The 16,499-nt window shown below is 64.8% G+C and carries 10 protein-coding genes, 2 tRNA genes and 4 pseudogenes; 6 read left to right on the forward strand and 10 right to left on the reverse strand.

The genetic code is table 11. From position 1 onward, the window contains the following. The first annotated feature begins 33 nt into the window (after nt 1-33). Nucleotides 34-1,260 carry an ROK family protein gene (locus tag ACPJW8_RS14055; RefSeq protein ID WP_330187378.1) on the forward strand — a complete coding sequence of 409 codons (1,227 nt, stop codon included), beginning with the start codon at nt 34-36 and terminating at the stop codon, nt 1,258-1,260. 15 nt (nt 1,261-1,275) lie between these two features. Here ACPJW8_RS14055 and ACPJW8_RS14060 read toward each other — a convergent pair. The 7 genes and pseudogenes from ACPJW8_RS14060 to ACPJW8_RS14090 all read right to left on the reverse strand — a co-directional run bounded on the left by ACPJW8_RS14060 (nt 1,276) and on the right by ACPJW8_RS14090 (nt 7,836). After that, a pseudogene (locus ACPJW8_RS14060) lies at nt 1,276-1,805 on the reverse strand (NAD(P)-binding oxidoreductase). A gap of 15 nt (nt 1,806-1,820) precedes the next feature. Next, nucleotides 1,821-3,143, reverse strand: a complete 1,323-nt coding sequence (locus ACPJW8_RS14065) for a YjiH family protein (RefSeq protein ID WP_330187377.1) — start codon at nt 3,141-3,143, stop codon at nt 1,821-1,823. 181 nt (nt 3,144-3,324) lie between these two features. Continuing rightward, nucleotides 3,325-4,107: pseudogene (yidC, locus tag ACPJW8_RS14070) on the reverse strand (membrane protein insertase YidC); the annotation flags it as partial. Between the two features lie 110 nt (nt 4,108-4,217). Next, nucleotides 4,218-4,291, reverse strand: a tRNA-Met gene (locus ACPJW8_RS14075). 62 nt (nt 4,292-4,353) lie between these two features. Beyond that, a tRNA-Thr gene (locus ACPJW8_RS14080) sits at nt 4,354-4,425 on the reverse strand. Nucleotides 4,426-4,639: 214 nt separating this feature from the next. Then, nucleotides 4,640-6,796 carry a DEAD/DEAH box helicase gene (locus ACPJW8_RS14085; protein ID WP_330187376.1) on the reverse strand — a complete coding sequence of 719 codons (2,157 nt, stop codon included), beginning with the start codon at nt 6,794-6,796 and terminating at the stop codon, nt 4,640-4,642. A 386-nt stretch (nt 6,797-7,182) separates the two neighbouring features. After that, nucleotides 7,183-7,836 carry an MOSC domain-containing protein gene (locus ACPJW8_RS14090; protein ID WP_330187375.1) on the reverse strand — a complete coding sequence of 218 codons (654 nt, stop codon included), beginning with the start codon at nt 7,834-7,836 and terminating at the stop codon, nt 7,183-7,185. 190 nt (nt 7,837-8,026) lie between these two features. Between ACPJW8_RS14090 and ACPJW8_RS14095 the strand changes: the two are divergent. The 4 genes and pseudogenes from ACPJW8_RS14095 (at nt 8,027) to ACPJW8_RS14110 (ending at nt 12,278) form a co-directional block, all read left to right on the forward strand. Continuing rightward, nucleotides 8,027-8,928 (forward strand): annotated as a pseudogene (locus ACPJW8_RS14095) (IS982 family transposase). A 25-nt stretch (nt 8,929-8,953) separates the two neighbouring features. Then, nucleotides 8,954-9,541, forward strand: a pseudogene (locus ACPJW8_RS14100) (Tat pathway signal protein); the annotation flags it as partial. A 2-nt stretch (nt 9,542-9,543) separates the two neighbouring features. Continuing rightward, the gene (locus tag ACPJW8_RS14105; protein WP_330187373.1) at nt 9,544-10,755 is read left to right on the forward strand and encodes a glutathionylspermidine synthase family protein; all 1,212 of its coding nucleotides are present in this window, start codon (nt 9,544-9,546) and stop codon (nt 10,753-10,755) included. Continuing rightward, nucleotides 10,752-12,278 carry an APC family permease gene (locus ACPJW8_RS14110; RefSeq protein ID WP_330187372.1) on the forward strand — a complete coding sequence of 509 codons (1,527 nt, stop codon included), beginning with the start codon at nt 10,752-10,754 and terminating at the stop codon, nt 12,276-12,278. The genes ACPJW8_RS14105 and ACPJW8_RS14110 overlap by 4 nt, the downstream gene beginning before the upstream one ends. 66 nt (nt 12,279-12,344) lie before the next feature. Here ACPJW8_RS14110 and ACPJW8_RS14115 read toward each other — a convergent pair whose 3' ends face one another. Genes ACPJW8_RS14115 through ACPJW8_RS14125 form a run of 3 tightly spaced genes read right to left on the reverse strand, consistent with a single transcriptional unit; the run spans nt 12,345 to nt 15,348 of the window. Continuing rightward, nucleotides 12,345-13,508, reverse strand: coding sequence for a cystathionine gamma-synthase (locus ACPJW8_RS14115; protein ID WP_330187371.1), 1,164 nt, complete (start codon nt 13,506-13,508; stop codon nt 12,345-12,347). An 11-nt stretch (nt 13,509-13,519) separates the two neighbouring features. After that, the gene (locus tag ACPJW8_RS14120; protein ID WP_330187370.1) at nt 13,520-14,905 is read right to left on the reverse strand and encodes a cystathionine beta-synthase; all 1,386 of its coding nucleotides are present in this window, start codon (nt 14,903-14,905) and stop codon (nt 13,520-13,522) included. Nucleotides 14,906-14,943: 38 nt separating this feature from the next. Further along, complete coding sequence (locus ACPJW8_RS14125) at nt 14,944-15,348, reverse strand: VOC family protein (RefSeq protein ID WP_330187369.1); 405 nt, start codon at nt 15,346-15,348, stop codon at nt 14,944-14,946. A gap of 130 nt (nt 15,349-15,478) precedes the next feature. On the opposite strand from ACPJW8_RS14125, the gene ACPJW8_RS14130 reads away from it, so the two are divergent. Continuing rightward, on the forward strand, nt 15,479-16,486 hold the full coding sequence (locus ACPJW8_RS14130) for a 3-methyladenine DNA glycosylase (RefSeq protein WP_330187368.1): 1,008 nt from the start codon (nt 15,479-15,481) through the stop codon (nt 16,484-16,486). The last annotated feature ends 13 nt before the right edge of the window (nt 16,487-16,499 follow it).

Raw genomic sequence — 16,499 nt, forward strand, 5'->3', positions numbered from 1 at the left:
TCCTCGGCGGCCCTGAAACGGGAGGTCCAAAAAATGTCAGAAACTGCGCCGTCCACGCAACTGGTCCGCCGGGTCAACGCCAGCGCCATGCTGAAAGCGATGCGCGGCGCCGGTGTGGTGACGGGAACCGACCTCATGTCCGCCACAGGACTCTCCCGCGCCACCGTCATCTCGATCTGCGACGAACTCGTCCGGCTGGGCTGGCTGCAGGAGCTTGAGAACCAGCGCGGAGCCGGGGATTACGTCAAAGGCCGTCCGGCGCGCAGGTTCGTTTTTGATGACCGAGCAGCAAGCGTGCTCGGAATCGACATTGGCGCGCATAAGATCACCGCCATCGTGGCGGATATGGCCGGAACAGCAATATCCAAGGTGACCATCCCGTTCCGGACCTACAACGTCGCCGCGACCGAACGCGCGGACGTCCTGGACCGGATCGCTGCGGAGGCCCTGGAACAGGCCGGTATTGCGGCGGGTTCAGTTCTTGCCGTCTCTGTCGGAGTCGCCGCGCCAGTCAGTCGAAACGGAGACGTCCTTACCGCCCAGGAATTCTGGAAGTCCTTCGACGTCCGCCGGCTGGTGTCCGAGCGGCATGGCTGGCATGTCCTACTCGAAAACGACGCCAACCTTGCCGCCCTCGCCGAGCGCTGGAAGGGAGCGGCACAGGGAGTCGACAACCTGGTGGTTATGCTCACGGGAGACCGCCTGGGCTCCGGAGTATTGGAATCTGGCCGGCTGCTGCACGGGCAACTGGGCGGCTTTGGGGAACTTGGATATCTGGAGAACGTCGACGGCGTTGGAGACACCTACGGCATTGCCCACTACGCCAAACTCTGGGCCCAGGAAGCCCTGGCCTCCGGCACAAGCACCCGGCTGAGCGGGCTCTGTGGCGGGGATCCCGAAAAGCTGAAGGCGGACATGGTTTTTGCCGCGGCGGAAGCGGGCGACGACGTGGCAAACGGAATCCTGGACCGGTTAGCAAGCCGCATGGCACGGGTAGTGGGGTCAGTCAGTACGCTGGTCAACCCGGAACTCGTGGTGTTCGCAGGCGCCGTTGCCGGCTCGGCGCGTGCTCTCCTGCCGAGCATAGAAGCGCAACTGCCGAAGTACACGTTTACGCCACCACGCCTCGAGGCGTCGACGCTTGGCGACGGGATCGTCTCCATCGGCGCTGTACGCCACGCTCTGGACTACGTAGAGGAACACGCGCTGGACCTCTACCCCGCATCGCTGCCGAAGCCCGCCTCCGTCAATGCATCCTGAATCTCGCGGCCCTGGCTACAGCGCTCCCAAGGCCTCCACTATGTCCGTGCCGCCGTCCCTGAACTCAATGGTCCGCCCGAGGGTTCCAGGCAGCTCCAGCGCGGCAGCGGCCGCCAGGGCGACATTGGCCCGTGAGGTGGTGCCCGGTCGGCCGTCAGCCGGCGGATTGACCTCGATGAGCCCGCTTGCCGGCTCTTCCGTCAACGCCCCCGGCCCCAGCACTGTCCAGTCCAGGCGGCTGCCCCTGAGGTGCTTGTCTGCGGCGGCCTTGGCCTCGGCGTAAGCGAAGAAACCGTGGTCTGCGGGCACTCCGTGGTCCTCGCCGGCGCCCAGGTAGGACACCATGATGTAGCGCGGCACGCCGGCTTCCTCCGCCGCATCAATCGAGCGGATGGCGGCGACGGCGTTGCGCCGGTTGCCGCGACATCGGCACTGTGTTCCGGGTTGCGGATGAACGACGTGACGCTGTGGCCTTGGTTGGTAAGGATCGTGGACAGTTGCAGGGCCACCTTGCCGTGGCCGCCAATGATGGCGATACGAGTCATGGGCCCATTCTGCCCCTAGGCGGGGAAAAGCAGGAACGCTATGGGAGTCACCAGGATCAGGGTAAGAACCACCCGCTGGAACCAGATGACCACCATTTTCCAGACGGGGAGGGGGATATCTGTTGCCATGATGCAGGGCACCAGCGCTGAGAAGAAGATGATGCCGGATACGGAGACCACTGCCACTACGAACTTGACCAGGGGGACCGCTTCCGCGGCAAGGAGAGCAGGCAGGAACATTTCGGCGACACCCACGGCGCTCGCTTTGGCCACCAGCATGGGCTCTGGAAGCTGGAGGGCCCAGGTGAAGGGATAGAAGACGTAGCCGAGCCAGTCGAAGACCGGAGTATACGTGGCGAGGACCAGGCCCAGGAGGCCGATGGAAAGGATGGAGGGCAGGATCGCCATCGCCATGAGCACGCCGTCACGGACGTTGACCCAGACGTTGACCGCCAGGGAAGGCGCAGTTGCCACGGTTTCCTTGGCTTCCCGCCATGCCACGGACAGCCGGCTTCCACGGACATCTTCTTCCGGCTGGGGCGTGGCATCCGGGTGGTATTCGTCCGGGATGCTGTTCAGCGGCCAGATGCGCACCGTGATGGCGGTGACGGCGAACGTCACCAGGAAGGTCACCCAGAAATAGGCAGTCCACTGGCCCATAAGATCGAGCGTCTTGGCCACGATCACCATAAACGTGGCGGACACCGTTGAGAACCCGGTGGCGATGATGGCGGATTCCCGAGCCGTGTACTTCCCCTCTTTGTAGACCCGGTTGGTGATCAGTAGGCCAAGGGAGTAGCTGCCAACAAATGATGCGACGGCGTCGATCGCCGAACGTCCGGGAGTGCGCCAGATGGGACGCATCACGCGCTGGACCATCACTCCGATGAACTCCAGCAGGCCGTAGCTGACCAGCAGCGCCAGGAACACTGCACCGATAGGGACTAGCAGGCCAACTGGGATGACCAGCTTCTCGAACAAGAAGGGTCCCATGCCCGGCTCAAACAGCCAGGCCGGACCCACCCGGAAGACCATCATGAAGCCCACAACCATGCCCACCACTTTGAGCAGCGAAAACACCATGTCGACGACGGTCTTCTTCCACGTGCCCGTGACAAAGGGGTAGACGGCTCCGGCCACGATCACCGCCAGCGCGTAGAACGGCAGGACGGGCCCGATGCTCGACTGGAGGAACGTGACAATGTGATCCAGCATGATGGTGTCCCGGCCGGCGATGGTGACCGGGACGAAAAACATAAAGGCGCCGATTCCGCTGTAGACAAAAAGCTTCCACATGTGGGATGAAGCCGTACGCCGGGCCTGCGAGATGGTGGCCATCGGTTGAACTCCTGACAATTCCGCCGCCTTCATGATCGGACACGGCTCTTGATTAACTCCCTCCATCACACTTGGGATCGGCGGCGGGGACAATGGCCTTCTCAGCGAGGCAGTCTGGGATAAGAGACTCGTGTCACACGATTCAGCTACGCGCGCTTTAGCTATCCTCGTGGGCGTGGTCCTTCCGCAGGACGACGAACTGCTGCACCATGGTCCAGATATTGGTGACGGTCCAGTAGATCAGCACGCCGATGGGGAAGATGATGCCTCCCACGCCGAACACCACCGGCAGGGCATAGAGCAGCACCTTCTGCTGCCGGACCAGCGGGTTGTCCGGGGCCTCCTCCTGGCCGCTCCTGGCCATGATCTGCTTCTGCGTGATGAACTGCGCCGCCGTCATCGCCAGGATCATCAGGATGCTCAGGACGGCGACGGCGGCCCGGTCGCCTTCCCCGCCCAGCAGGGACGCGGTCAAGGGCGCCCCAAATATGCCGGATTGCTCGAACTGCGCAGCCTGCTCTGGAGTTAAGGCCCGCAGCCCCTCTCCCTCCCTGGCCCGGCCGCCGATGCCGGAGAGCACCTGGAACAGCGCGAAGAAGAACGGGGTCTGGATCAGCAGGGGCAGGCAGGCAGAGAAGGGATTGGTGCCATGCTGCTTGTACAGCGCCATCTGTTCCTGGACCATTGCCTGGCGGGAGAGCGGGTCCGTGTTGCCCCGGTACTTCTCCTGGAGCTTCACCAGATCCGGCTGCAGCCGCCGCATCTGCCGCTGCGCCCTGACCTGACGGACGAACACCGGAATCAGTGCAGCCCGGATCACGAGCACCAGCCCGGAGATTGCCAGCGCCCACGTCCAGCCGTCCGCCGCGGGCATGCCAAGCGCCGTGAGGCCCTGGTGGAAGGCTGCCAGGACAGCCGAGACAAGCCACGTGAACGGAAACATGATGGTTTCAAAGAAGTCCATGCGCATTCCCCATTCGCCGATGCCGCCAAGCTACGGCGAATCGGGAAGCTTGTCACGCACCAACACAAAAGACCCCCGGATTCCTTGACGGATTCCGGGGGTCTTATCTGTAGCGGTGGGGAGGCTCGATCTCCCGACCTCACGATTATGAGTCGTGCGCTCTAACCAACTGAGCTACACCGCCACGAATGAGAAAAACCCGCGCCAAGCCGGTCAAAAACCGCCTTGACACAGGCTCCCATTCAGAGCCCCCCACCGGAATCGATCCGGTGACCTCGTTCTTACCAAGAACGCGCTCTACCACTGAGCTAGGGGGGCAACGAGTAAATACTCTACCCGATGATTCCGCCCCCAACAAATCGGCATCAGGGCAGGTCCGACGGCGGCTCAACCGTTGCGCCGGAACGCGGTCTTTACCGCTATATCCACCGTTAAACAGGGCCCGTCAGGGCCTAATCAGGGCCATTAAACGCCGATGGCCCGGCTCGAAAGCCGGTCCATCAGTGCCGAAGATCACTTCGACATCAGGCTGTTACCACTTGCCCTTGCGGTTGAAGTCGCGGTGGCCGCCTTCGCTGCCGCCACGGGGCTTGCGCGAGCCGTCACCGTGACCGCCGAAGCGGGAGTCGCCGGCACCGCGGTTGTCGCCTCCGAAGCTGCGCTCGGAACGTTCGCTGTAGGAGCGTCCGCCACGGTCAGCCGAGGAGCGCTCGCCGTCGTTCTTGCGGAATTCGCGCTTGAAGCCGCCGCTGCCCTTGAAGTTGCCGCCACGGTCGCCACCACGGTCGCCGCCACGGCTGCCCTGGTAGCTGCCACGGTCACCGGAAGGCTTGCGGCCGTTGTCCAGCTCGAGGTGGATCAGCTCGCCGCCGATCCGGGTGCGGGACAGTGCGCGCAGCTGCTCGGGGCTCAGGTCCGCCGGCAGTTCCACGAGGGAGTGGTCCGAGCGGATGTCGATGCCGCCGATCTGCGAGGACGAGATGCCACCCTCATTGGCAATGGCACCCACGATGGAACCCGGCATAACGCGCTGGCGGCGTCCGACGGCGATCCGGTAGGTGGCGTTGCCTTCGGTCAGCGCGCGGGTCGGGCCACGGGAGCCGAAGCCGTCCTTGGAGCGCTCGCGCTTCTGGAACTCGGGAGCTGCAGGCAGTTCCTTGACCAGGAGCGGCTGGCCGCCCTGTGCCATAACGGCGAGGGCCGCTGCGATTTCCGACGCGGGAACCTTGTGCTCTTCTTCGTAGGAAGCGATGAGGTCCCGGAATGCTGCGACGTCCTCGGAAGCCAGGGTCTCGGTGATGCGCTCGGCGAACTTGCCAAGGCGCAGCGTGTTGACGGTCTCTGCCGTGGGCAGGTGCATCTGCTCAACCGGCTGGCGGGTTGCCTTCTCGATGGAACGCAGCAGGTACTTCTCGCGCGGCGTCATGAACAGGATGGCGTCACCCGAACGGCCTGCACGGCCGGTGCGGCCAATGCGGTGCACGTACGACTCGGTGTCATGCGGGATGTCGTAGTTGATGACGTGGCTGATGCGCTCCACGTCAAGGCCACGGGCCGCGACGTCGGTGGCCACGAGGATGTCGATGCGGCCTTCCTTGAGGGCGTCAACCGTGCGCTCACGCTGCTGCTGCGGGATGTCACCGTTGATGGCGGCAGCCTGGAAGCCGCGGGACTTCAGCTTGTCAGCCAGGTCCTCCGTAGCCATCTTGGTGCGCACGAAGGCGATGACGCCGTCGAACTCTTCAACCTCAAGGATGCGGGTCATGGCGTCGAGCTTGTGCGGGCCCATGACCTGCAGGTACCGCTGGCGGGTGTTGGCGCCGGTGGTGGTCTTGGACTTGACGGAGATCTCTGCAGGGTTGTTCAGGTACTGCTTGGACATCCGGCGGATCTGGCCCGGCATGGTGGCGGAGAACAGTGCCACCTGGCGGTCGGACGGCGTCTGCTGGAAGATCTGCTCCACGTCTTCGGCGAAGCCCATGCGCAGCATCTCGTCAGCCTCATCCAGCACCAGGTACTGGAGTTCGGACAGGTCCAGGGAACCCTTGGAGATGTGGTCGATCACGCGGCCGGGGGTACCCACAACAACCTGGGCACCGCGGCGGAGGCCGGCGAGCTGCGGGCCGTAGGCGGAACCACCGTAAACGGGGAGCACCGTGAAGTCGTCAATGTGCTTGGCGTAGGAGGTGAAGGCCTCTGCAACCTGGAGCGCCAGCTCACGGGTGGGGGCCAGGACCAGTGCCTGCGTCTTGCGGGACGGGCCGTTGAGGTCATGGAGCTCCGCCAGGCGGGACAGTGCCGGTACTGCGAATGCTGCAGTCTTACCGGTACCGGTCTGGGCCAGGCCCACGACGTCGCGGCCTTCAAGCAGCAGCGGGATGGTTGCTGCCTGGATGGGTGAGGGCTTCTCGTAGCCAACATCCTGCAGGGCGGCCAGGACGCGGCCGTCGATGCCGAGGTCGGCGAAACGGATTTCGTCCTCGTCGGACTCTTCAGCCTTTTCGGCCTTCGGGGCTTCCTTGGCGGCAGGCGCTTCTTCAGCCTTCGGCGCTTCCTCAGCCTTCGGCGCTTCCTCAGCGGCCGGAGCGGTTCCTTCGGCTTCGACTGCGGTTTCTTCCGCTGCGGGCGTAATCTCGACGTCGGTCACGGTGTTTTCGGTTTCGACGGAGTCGTTCTGATTTTCGGGCATAGGGAAATTTCCTCATCCATAGGGGGCCAAGCGGCACTACCCGAGGTGAGCGGAGCCGCAGTACATGTGCCGTTTGAGTTGCCGGGCAATCCTTGACCGGCCGGTCACATAGAAGTCCGGCGCTTTCGCAATCCCGTGGCAGGACTTCCCGCTGCATCTCTTGGCTGCTATCCCAGCAGTCTGTACAGCGTTTTCTTTAGCCGGCTCTCCCTATGAAAATGCCCGCATCGCAATAGCGGGCCCCAACACTTGCCAGTCCTGCCTCAAAAATTGGGCAGGAATAAGGGATTTCCGGAGTGGGGGATGTTTCAAGTGTAATGCACGCAGCCCAGCCGGGGAAAATCGACGGCGGTGAGCTTGCCCACAGCGCTCCAGGTGCGCGGGAGTTACAACCCCAGCCGGCGCTCCAGCAGCGCAAACCGCTGGTGGAACTCCGGCTGCAACCGGATTTCGCCGTCGGCCTCCGCATCCCGGAGGGTCTCCACCATTTCCAGGTCCGGCTCACTGAACCACCGGCCGATGGTGATGCCGTGTTTCGGAACGAAGGTCCGGTGGATGTGGTCCCCGGCCTGGACACTTCCGGTGTGCACCACCCGCAGGTACGCCCCGATCCGGCCTGCCTCGGTGAACCGCTTCACCCACTGGGGTTCGCCCAGCCTGCGCTGGAAAGTGGCACACGGGGTGCGCGGCGAGGTGACCTCAAGTTCGACGTCGAGCCCCACCTTCCAGCGCTCCCCGATGACCGCGCCGGTAGCCTCGATCCCGGAGACCCGAAGGTTCTCGCCGAAGATTCCCGGCGGAAGATCGCGGTTCAGCTGCGCCGCCCAGAAGTCGGCATCCGCCTGTGAGTAGGCATAAATCGCCTGGTCCTCGCCGCCGTGGTTGATCCGGTCCGCCTGGACGTCCCCATGGAGGCCCAGCTTGTGGACCTTAACCGGCCCCTCCACGGGGCGCTTGTCGATGGCAGTCACGCCCACGCTCCCCTGGTCCGGATGGAGTTGACTTACGCGGCAGACGGCCAGAACTGATGCGGTTTCCATGGCACCAGTGTAGGTTCCCGCCGCAGGCAGCACCCGCTACGCTGGGCTGTGGATTGACCACGGCAATACTGTGCAACACCAAAAGCTTGCAACACCAAGGGGGACGCCATGGATCCTAGATGAGTAATTCCTATTGCGTAGGACGGTGGGGAGCCTTTTAAAGTAGGGCGGAGAGTGTTAAACCCGGTATGTGAACCCCGAACTAGACACTCTCCTGACCACACTCTATGCCCTTCTCACCGACCGTGTCCTCCCTGATCTTGGCGTGTCCCGGGACCGGCGGCCCGGGCGCAAGCCCGGGCTCTCCGATGCCGAGCTGCTCTGCCTGGCGGTGGCACAGCAACTGCTCGGATACTCCTCCGAAACCAGATGGATCCGATACGCCCGGACCCACCTGACGGGGATGTTCCCGGGCATCCCGCAACAGTCCGGCTACAACAAACGCCTCCGGGCCGCCGGGACGCTGATCTCCGCGACCATCACAGCCCTGGCCAAGGACACCCCGTCCTGGCACGACGTGCTCCGACTGGTCGATTCCACCCCACTGCCCTGCGGAATGTCACGGGAAACCGTCAAACGCTCCGACCTTGCCGGGCACGCGGGCTACGGCTACTGCGCGTCGCACTCCCGCTACTTCTGGGGCTTCCGCCTGTACCTGATCAGCACCCCTGAAGGAATGCCGGTCATCTGGGGCCTGGCAAACCCGAAAATCGGAGAACGCGAAGTCACTCAGGCCCTGCTGGAAAAAGACCATCACCTCGTCCACGCCGGCCAGTCATCCTGGGCGACAAAGGCTTCGCCGGCAAAGACTTCGAACGATTCATCACCGACGACCTCGGCGCCCACCTCATCAGACCCGACCGCAAAGACGAAAAGCCACGCTTCGGCAAACTCGGCGGCATCCGCCAATGGATCGAATCAGTCTTCGACACCCTCAAAGGCCAACTCACCCTCGAAAACCACGGCGGGCGCACCCTTGAAGGCGTCAAAGCACGCGTCGCTGCACGACTCCTGGCCCTCGCAGCCGGCATCTGGCACAACTGGCGAATCGACGCGCCCCGCAAACGCTCCCTAATCGCCTACGACCACTAAATCCAATAGGACTTAATCATCTAGGAGCGATCCGGACAACGAGCCGGCTCAAGGCGGCGCAGCCGGCACGGGCGGCTCCGGGAACGCCGGAACATCCGGCACGGGCGCGCCCAAGCCCCCACCATGGCAGGTCCCCAAACCCGAGCTTCGTCCCGAACTCCTGAACACCCCTCTCCCAAAGCCTGGCGGCGGGGCACCCCGCGGTGAGGAGGAGGCCCGTGAGAGGGACAAGGTGAAGAAACGCTCCCAGCGGCGTACCGTCGTCGTGGGCCTGGGTGTCACGGCCCTGCTGGCAGGCACCCTGACCGCGGTTATTGCCAGCAATGAGGAACCCGAGTACGCGCAGGTCTGCTTCAACGAGGAAACCGGCGAGCGCGTTGAGGATACCCAGTGCCAAAGCTCGGCCGGACGCAGCGGGGCGCTCTACGCCTGGTACTTCTACTCCCGGGGCGGAATGGTCCCCGCCATCGGCCAGAATCGGTCCACGGCGCCGGACTTCACGCGGACGGTCCCTCCGGGGGCGAAGGCCTCCACGGGGTACAGCCCGCAGGGCGGAACGGTCAGCCGGGGCGGCTTTGGCGGCAGCTCCAAGGGTGGAAGCACGGGAGGCTAGGCGTGAAACGGTTGCTTTCCGAGCCCAGGGCCGACTGGAAGGACAAGATCCAGGAGCAGGGCCTGGTGTTCTCCACTACCACCATGCCCAGCGGCGAGAAGATCGAATACTGGCATGAGGCCGCGTACTACGAATTCACCATGGATGAGGTGGAAACCCTCGAGCAGACCGCCGAGGAAATGCACGGGATGTGCCTGGAAGCGGCCAAATTCCTGGCCACCGGCGCCATGGGCACCATCGGGATCGGCCCCGAAGCCCTGGCGCTCGCCGCCGAATCCCTGCAGGCCGGAGACCTGGACATTTACGGCCGCTTCGATTTCATCTACGACGGCCAGGGCGGGCCGGCCAAGATGCTCGAGTACAACGCGGACACGCCTACGGGCCTGATCGAAGCCGCCGTGGCCCAGTGGTTCTGGCTGCAGGACGTCTTCCCGGAGAAGGACCAGTGGAACGGAATCCACGAGGCCCTGATCCGGCAGTGGAAGAAAATGCAGTACCGCACCGGCATGAGCACGCTCCATGTGGCGCACTCGGAGCTGGAGGAATCCGGCGAGGACTGGATGACGGCGGCCTATATGCGGGACGCGGCAAGCCAGGCAGGCTGGACCACCATTGGCATCAATATGTCCGACATCGGCTGGGACCCCAACCTGAACCGCTTTGTGGACCTGGACAACTTCATGATCAGCACCATCTTCAAGCTGTACCCGTGGGAGCTGATGATGAAGGAGCCGTTCGGGCACCGGTTGCTGGAGCGGGCACACAATCCCCGGTGGGTGGAGCCTGCGTGGAAGATGCTGCTGTCCAACAAGGCCCTCCTCGCTGCGCTGTGGCACCTGTTTCCCAACCACCCGAACCTGCTGCCCGCCTACCTGAATGAGCCGGGGCCGCTGACGGAATGGGTGGCCAAGCCCCTGCACGGCCGCGAAGGGGACAACATCCGCATCCATGCCCCGGGCATCGAGCTTGAACAGCCCGGAGACTACGGCCGCGAGGGCTGGTGCTACCAGCAGTACCATCCCCTGCCGGACTTCGACGGCAACCGGCCGGTCCTTGGCCTCTGGGTGGTGGACGGCGAGTCCGTGGGCTGCGGGATCCGCGAATCGGACGGCCCCATCACCGACTACTACTGCAGGTTCGTGCCCAACACCATTGACGCCCCGGCACCCTTTCAACCGGATGCCGCATCCAGCAAGGCAGGTATCGCACTATGAGCACAGAGATCACGACGGCGGGAGGCCCGTCCGGTCCGTCCGGCACCGGTGTCCCGGCGAAGGGGCTGCACGCGGGCATCCTGGACCTGGGCGACTCCGTCATGCTGGGCCTGGCGTCAACGGCTCCGGTGTATTCCCTGGCCGCCACCTTGGGTTTCATCGTGGCGGTGAACGGCGCGTACACACCGCTGATCCTGCTTCTGGGCTTTATTCCGGTGCTGTTCATCGCCTACGCGTTCCGGGAACTGAACAGCGCAATGCCGGACTGCGGAACCACCTTCACCTGGTCCCGCAGGGCCTTCGGACCTTGGGCCGGCTGGCTTGGCGGCTGGGGCGTGGCGCTGGCCGGAATTGTGGTGCTGGCCAACCTGGCGCAGGTGGCCGGGCAGTATCTGTGGCTGCTGACCGGCGATGGGTCGCTGGCGGAGAACAAGGTGCTGGTCACGGCCACGGGCGTGCTGTTCATCGCCTTCATGACGCTGGTCAACTACCGCGGCATCAGGCTGGGTGAACAGGTCCAGCGGGTCCTTACCTATGTGCAGTACATCGCGCTGGGCATTTTCGCGGTGGCGATCATCGTGGGGATTGCCGGGAGCGCGGCAGGCAACGCCGTGGGCGGAGCAGCCAGCTACGAGCCCTTCACGTTCGAATGGTTCAACCCGGTGGGGGCCTTTGCCGATCCGGGGGCCGTGGTGCATGGCATGCTGCTGGCCCTGTTCATCTACTGGGGCTGGGATACCTGCCTGGCGGTCAATGAGGAGACCGAGAACCCGGCCACCACGCCCGGCCGCGGCGCCGTCATTTCAGCGTTCGTCCTGGTGGCCATCTACGTTTCCGTGGCGGTCCTGGTGATGATGTACGCGTCAGTGGGCGCGGAGGGGATTGGGCTGGGCAACGAGGCCAACCAGGACGATGTCTTCCTCGCCATGAAGGACGTGGTGCTGGGACCGTGGGGCTGGCTGATCATCGTGGCCGTGCTGGCCTCTGTCCTCTCCTCCACCCAGACCACCATCCTGCCCACAGCGCGAGGGACGTTGTCCATGGGCGTCCACGGCGCCTTGCCGCCAAAGTTCGGCCAGGTGCATCCGCGCAACCAGACACCGGGTTTCTCCACCCGGGTCATGGGCATCGCCGCGGTAGCCTACTACGTGCTGATGAGCTTCATCAGCGAGAACCTGCTCTCCGACTCCATCAGCGCCATCAGCCTGTTCATCGCCTTCTATTACGCACTGACGGGCTTTGCCTGCTTCTGGTTCTTCCGGGGCACGCTCCGGGATTCCGCGCGCAATCTGTGGTTCCGCGGCATCCTTCCGCTGGCGGGGGCGCTGCTACTCACTGCGGCGTTCTTCATCTCCGCCGTGCAGATGTGGGACCCGGAGTACGGCGATACCCGGATCCTCGGCGTCGGCGGCGCGTTTATGAGCGGTGTTGTGCTGCTGGCACTCGGGGTGGTCCTCGCCGTCGTCTGCCGTTTCCTGCCCTCGACCCGCGCCTACTTCACCACGCCCACCCCAACTAGGTAGCAGTTAACGTCGTCATTCGGCGTTTTGGCGACGTTAAGTGCGACCCAGTTGGGAGGGGCGGGCGGGCTACTGGATGAAGGTGAAGGCCTTTTCCAGGTCTGCGATGAGGTCCTCGACGTCCTCGATCCCGCAGGACAGCCGGATCAGGTTCACCGGGACCGCGAGCTCGGTGCCCTTGACTGAGGCGTGGGTCATCTCAGACGGGTAGTTCATGAGCGATTCGATGCCGCCCAGGGACTCGGCGAGGGTGAACACCGACGTCGACTCCGCCACCTTGCGCGCAGCAGCCTCGCCGCCCTTGAACTGCACGGAGATCATGCCGCCGAACTTCTTCATCTGCTTTTTGGCCAGCTCATGGCCGGGGTGCGAGGGCAGGCCCGGGTACAGCACGGCCTCCACCTCGGGACGCTCCAGCAGCCATTCGGCCACGGCCTGCGCGTTGTCGCTGTGCCGGTCCATCCGGACGCCCAGGGTCTTGAGGCCGCGCGTGGTGAGGAAGGCATCCATCGGCCCGGAAACGGCGCCCACTGCGAACTGCACAAAGCCGATCTTCTCTGCCAGCTCCGCATCCTTGACCACAATGGCGCCGCCCACAACGTCCGAGTGCCCGCCGATGTACTTGGTGGTGGAGTGAACCACGACGTCGGCACCCAGGGCGAGCGGGGTCTGCAGGTAGGGGGAAGCGAAGGTGTTGTCCACCACAAGGAGGGCACCGGCGTCGTGGGCTGCTTCGGCGAGCGCCGCGATGTCGGTGATCTTCATCAGCGGGTTGGAGGGCGTCTCCACCCACAGAAAGCGGGTCTTGTTCGCGGCGACCGCGGCGCGGACGGCGTCGAGGTCCGCCATGTCCACGGGAGTGTTGCCGATGCCCCACTCCCCCAGGACCCGGCTGATCAGCCGGTACGTGCCGCCGTAGGCATCGTTGCCGAGCACAATGTGGTCCCCGGGACGGGTCAGCGCACGGATCAGCGAATCCTCGGCGGCGAGACCGGAGCTGAACGAGAACGCGTGGCTGCCGCCTTCCAGCGCCGCCAGCTGTTCCTGCAGGGCATCGCGGGTGGGGTTGCCTCCGCGGCCGTATTCGTAACCGTCGCGCAGCCCGCCGATCCCGTCCTGCGCGTAGGTGGAGCTGAAGTGCAGCGGCGGAACCACAGCACCCGTGCGGGGTTCGAAGGCCTGGCCGGCATGGACGGCACGGGTGTTGAAGCCCTGGTTCTCAGAGGCGGACATGGTGCTCCTTTTCAGTTGCTGAGGTAGGCCAGCAGGTCGTGGCGGGTCAGGATGCCTACGGGCGCGCCAACGAACGTGACCATCACGGTGTCCACGTCGGAGAGCAGCTCCCTGGCCGCGGAGATGGTTTCGAGGGAGCCGATCACCGGAAGGCGGGGGCCCATGTGTTCGGAGATCTTGTCCGTCAGCTTGGCCTCGCCGCGGAACAGCTTGGAAGTCAGGCTCCGCTCATCCACGGCGCCAAGGACTTCACCCATGACCACCGGCGGCTCCGCGGACAGGACCGGGATGTGGCTGACGCCGAACTCGTTCATGATGTTGATGACGTCGCGGACGGACTCGTTCGGGTGGATGTGGACCAGGTCAGGGAGCTCGCCGGTCTTGGACTTGATGACCTCGCCGACGGAGGTTTCCTCGCCGCCGGAGAGGAAGCCGTAGGAGCGCATCCACTGGTCATTGAAGATCTTGGCCAGGTAGCCGCGGCCGGAGTCGGGCAGGATGACCACGACGACGGCACTTTCGGGAAGATCGCGGGCCGCCTTCAGCGCGGCCACCACAGCCATGCCCGAGGATCCGCCCACCAGCAGGCCTTCCTCGCGGGCGAGGCGCCGGGTCATGGCGAACGAATCGGCGTCAGAGACGGCAATGACCTGGTCCGGGACGGTCTTGTCGTAGTTGTCCGGCCACATGTCCTCGCCAACACCTTCGACGAAGTACGGCCGGCCCGTGCCGCCTGAGTAGACCGAACCTTCCGGATCGGCCCCGATGATCCGGACCCGTCCGCCGTCGGCCTCCGGACGGTCAGCGGAGACTTCCTTGAGGTACCGGCCCGTCCCGGTGATGGTGCCTCCGGTGCCGGCGCCGATCACGCAGTGCGTGACCTTGCCGTCCGTGTCCTGCCAGATCTCCGGCCCGGTGCTCTCATAGTGGCTGCCGGGCGCGGCCGGGTTGGAGAACTGGTCCGGCTTGTAGGCGCCGGGGATCTCCGTGACCAGCCGGTCTGACACGCCGTAGTAGCTCTGCGGGCTGTCCGGTGCCACGGACGTGGGGGTCACCACTACCTCCGCGCCGTACGCCTGGAGGACGGCGCGCTTGTCCTCGCCCACCTTGTCCGGCACCACGAAAATGCACTTGTAGCCCTTTTGCTGGGCTACCAGGGCCAGGCCCACGCCCGTGTTCCCGGAGGTGGGCTCCACAATGGTGCCGCCGGGTTGGAGTTTGCCGTCCCGCTCGGCGTCTTCCACCATCTTGGCCGCGATCCGGTCCTTGATGGAGCCGCCGGGGTTCAGGTACTCAAGCTTGACCAGGACAGTGGCCTTGATGCCGTCCGTGACGTGGTTCAGCTTGACGAGCGGGGTATTGCCAATGAGGTCCAGAACGGACTGGGCGTACTTCATAGGTACAAAGCTACCGTCTCCCCGCCCCACCGGCCCGGCTACTGCGCCTGCTGCCCGCGTTCACCTTCCGGAAGGTTCTCCCACAGCCCCATGATGTTGCCTTCGCTGTCCTTGAAATACGCGTAGAAACCCATGCCCGGGACGGTGTCCTTGGGCTTCAGCACGGACCCGCCGTGCTGCTCCACGGTCTGCAGTGTGGCGTCGATATCTTCCACGTCCACCGTGATGACCGGGTTGCTGAGGTCGCTGGTCCTGGCCATCATGCCGCCGTTGATCCCGCCCGGAGCGCTGGGCATACCCTGGTCATCCGAAGGGACCGTGTACACCGAGCTGTAATCCATGCCGGGGATCGGCTCGATCCGCCAGCCCAGCGCGTCCTGGTAGAACTTGCGGGCCCGTTCCTGATCGTCCGCCGGGATTTCGAAATGCACTACTCCACCCATTGCATTCTCCTGCCACGTTGAAGGATGGACGCGGGCTCCCCGCGCCACAAGTGGCAGTCTAGTCCTCATCGCAGTGGCGGTTAAGGGCCAATTTCAAGCCTTGTCAGCCCACCGTGGGACCATTGATTCCATGACCATCACAGACGCCCCGGCCCGGCTGGCTGCCGCCGCCGACGCGTCCATCCGGTGGCATCCGAACGGCCCGTACAGCCTTGCCCAGACCCTGGGGCCGTTGCTGCGGGGCGCCGGAGACCCCTCGTATTCTGTGCAGGGCACCGTTATGTGGAGTGCCTTTACGACGCCGGCCGGCCCCGTCACGCTGCGCCTCACCAGTGCGGGCGGCGGCTCAGCCGGGGAGGCTTTCGTGGATGCCCAGGCCTGGGGTCCGGGAGCGGAATCCGGCATAGCGTCCGTTCCCCGGCTGCTGGGGGCCTCAGACGACTGGCGCGCCTTTGATGAGCCCGCATTCCGCGCCACCCTGCCCCACATGGTCAGGGAAGCCCGACGCCGGAACAAAGGAATCCGCCTCCCGTCCACCGGGCGGGTGGTTGATTCCCTGGTGCCCACCATCCTGGAGCAAAAGGTCACGGTTATTGAGGCACGGCGGGGCTACCGCTACCTGATGTACCGGTTCGGAACGCCTGCGCCCGGGACTGGCGTGTCCGGTGTACCTGGCGTCCCAGGTGTACCCACGGGCCTGCTGGTCCAGCCCACCCCCGATCAGTGGCTGCGGATTCCGTCGTGGGAATGGCACAAGGCTGGCGTGGGTCCCCAGCGTTCGGCAACCATCATGCGCGCGCTGCGTTCCGCCGTCGCGCTTGAACGCCTGGCGGAACTCCCTGCCGCGGAAGCTGCCGTGAAGATGCAGACGCTGTCCGGGATCGGCGTGTGGACCGCGGCTGAAGTGGTGCAACGGACCCACGGCTGCCCGGATTCGATCGCCGTGGGCGACTACCACCTGGCGGCGTACGTGGGCGCGGCACTGACCGGGCGACGCACGGACGATGCCGGCATGGTGAAACTGCTGGAACCGTGGAACGGCCACCGGCAGCGCGTGGTTCGCATGCTGGGGCTGAGCGGCTTCCGCAAGCCAACCTTCGGCCCGCGGATGACCATCCAGGACCACCGGGGGCACTGACCGCTTCTGTCCC

Source organism: Pseudarthrobacter sp. J47, from assembly GCF_049810315.1.
In the GTDB taxonomy this organism is placed as follows: domain Bacteria; phylum Actinomycetota; class Actinomycetes; order Actinomycetales; family Micrococcaceae; genus Arthrobacter.

What these genes read in the sequence shown, in the direction of transcription:
- ACPJW8_RS14090 (WP_330187375.1), bottom strand. Translation starts at nt 7,836, where the DNA reads ATGGAAACCGCATCAGTTCTGGCCGTCTGCCGCGTAAGTCAACTCCAT.
- ACPJW8_RS14115 (WP_330187371.1), bottom strand. Translation starts at nt 13,508, where the DNA reads ATGTCCGCCTCTGAGAACCAGGGCTTCAACACCCGTGCCGTCCATGCC.
- ACPJW8_RS14085 (WP_330187376.1), bottom strand. Translation starts at nt 6,796, where the DNA reads ATGCCCGAAAATCAGAACGACTCCGTCGAAACCGAAAACACCGTGACC.
- ACPJW8_RS14130 (WP_330187368.1), top strand. Translation starts at nt 15,479, where the DNA reads ATGACCATCACAGACGCCCCGGCCCGGCTGGCTGCCGCCGCCGACGCG.
- ACPJW8_RS14065 (WP_330187377.1), bottom strand. Translation starts at nt 3,143, where the DNA reads ATGGCCACCATCTCGCAGGCCCGGCGTACGGCTTCATCCCACATGTGG.
- ACPJW8_RS14110 (WP_330187372.1), top strand. Translation starts at nt 10,752, where the DNA reads ATGAGCACAGAGATCACGACGGCGGGAGGCCCGTCCGGTCCGTCCGGC.
- ACPJW8_RS14120 (WP_330187370.1), bottom strand. Translation starts at nt 14,905, where the DNA reads ATGAAGTACGCCCAGTCCGTTCTGGACCTCATTGGCAATACCCCGCTC.
- ACPJW8_RS14125 (WP_330187369.1), bottom strand. Translation starts at nt 15,348, where the DNA reads ATGGGTGGAGTAGTGCATTTCGAAATCCCGGCGGACGATCAGGAACGG.
- ACPJW8_RS14055 (WP_330187378.1), top strand. Translation starts at nt 34, where the DNA reads ATGTCAGAAACTGCGCCGTCCACGCAACTGGTCCGCCGGGTCAACGCC.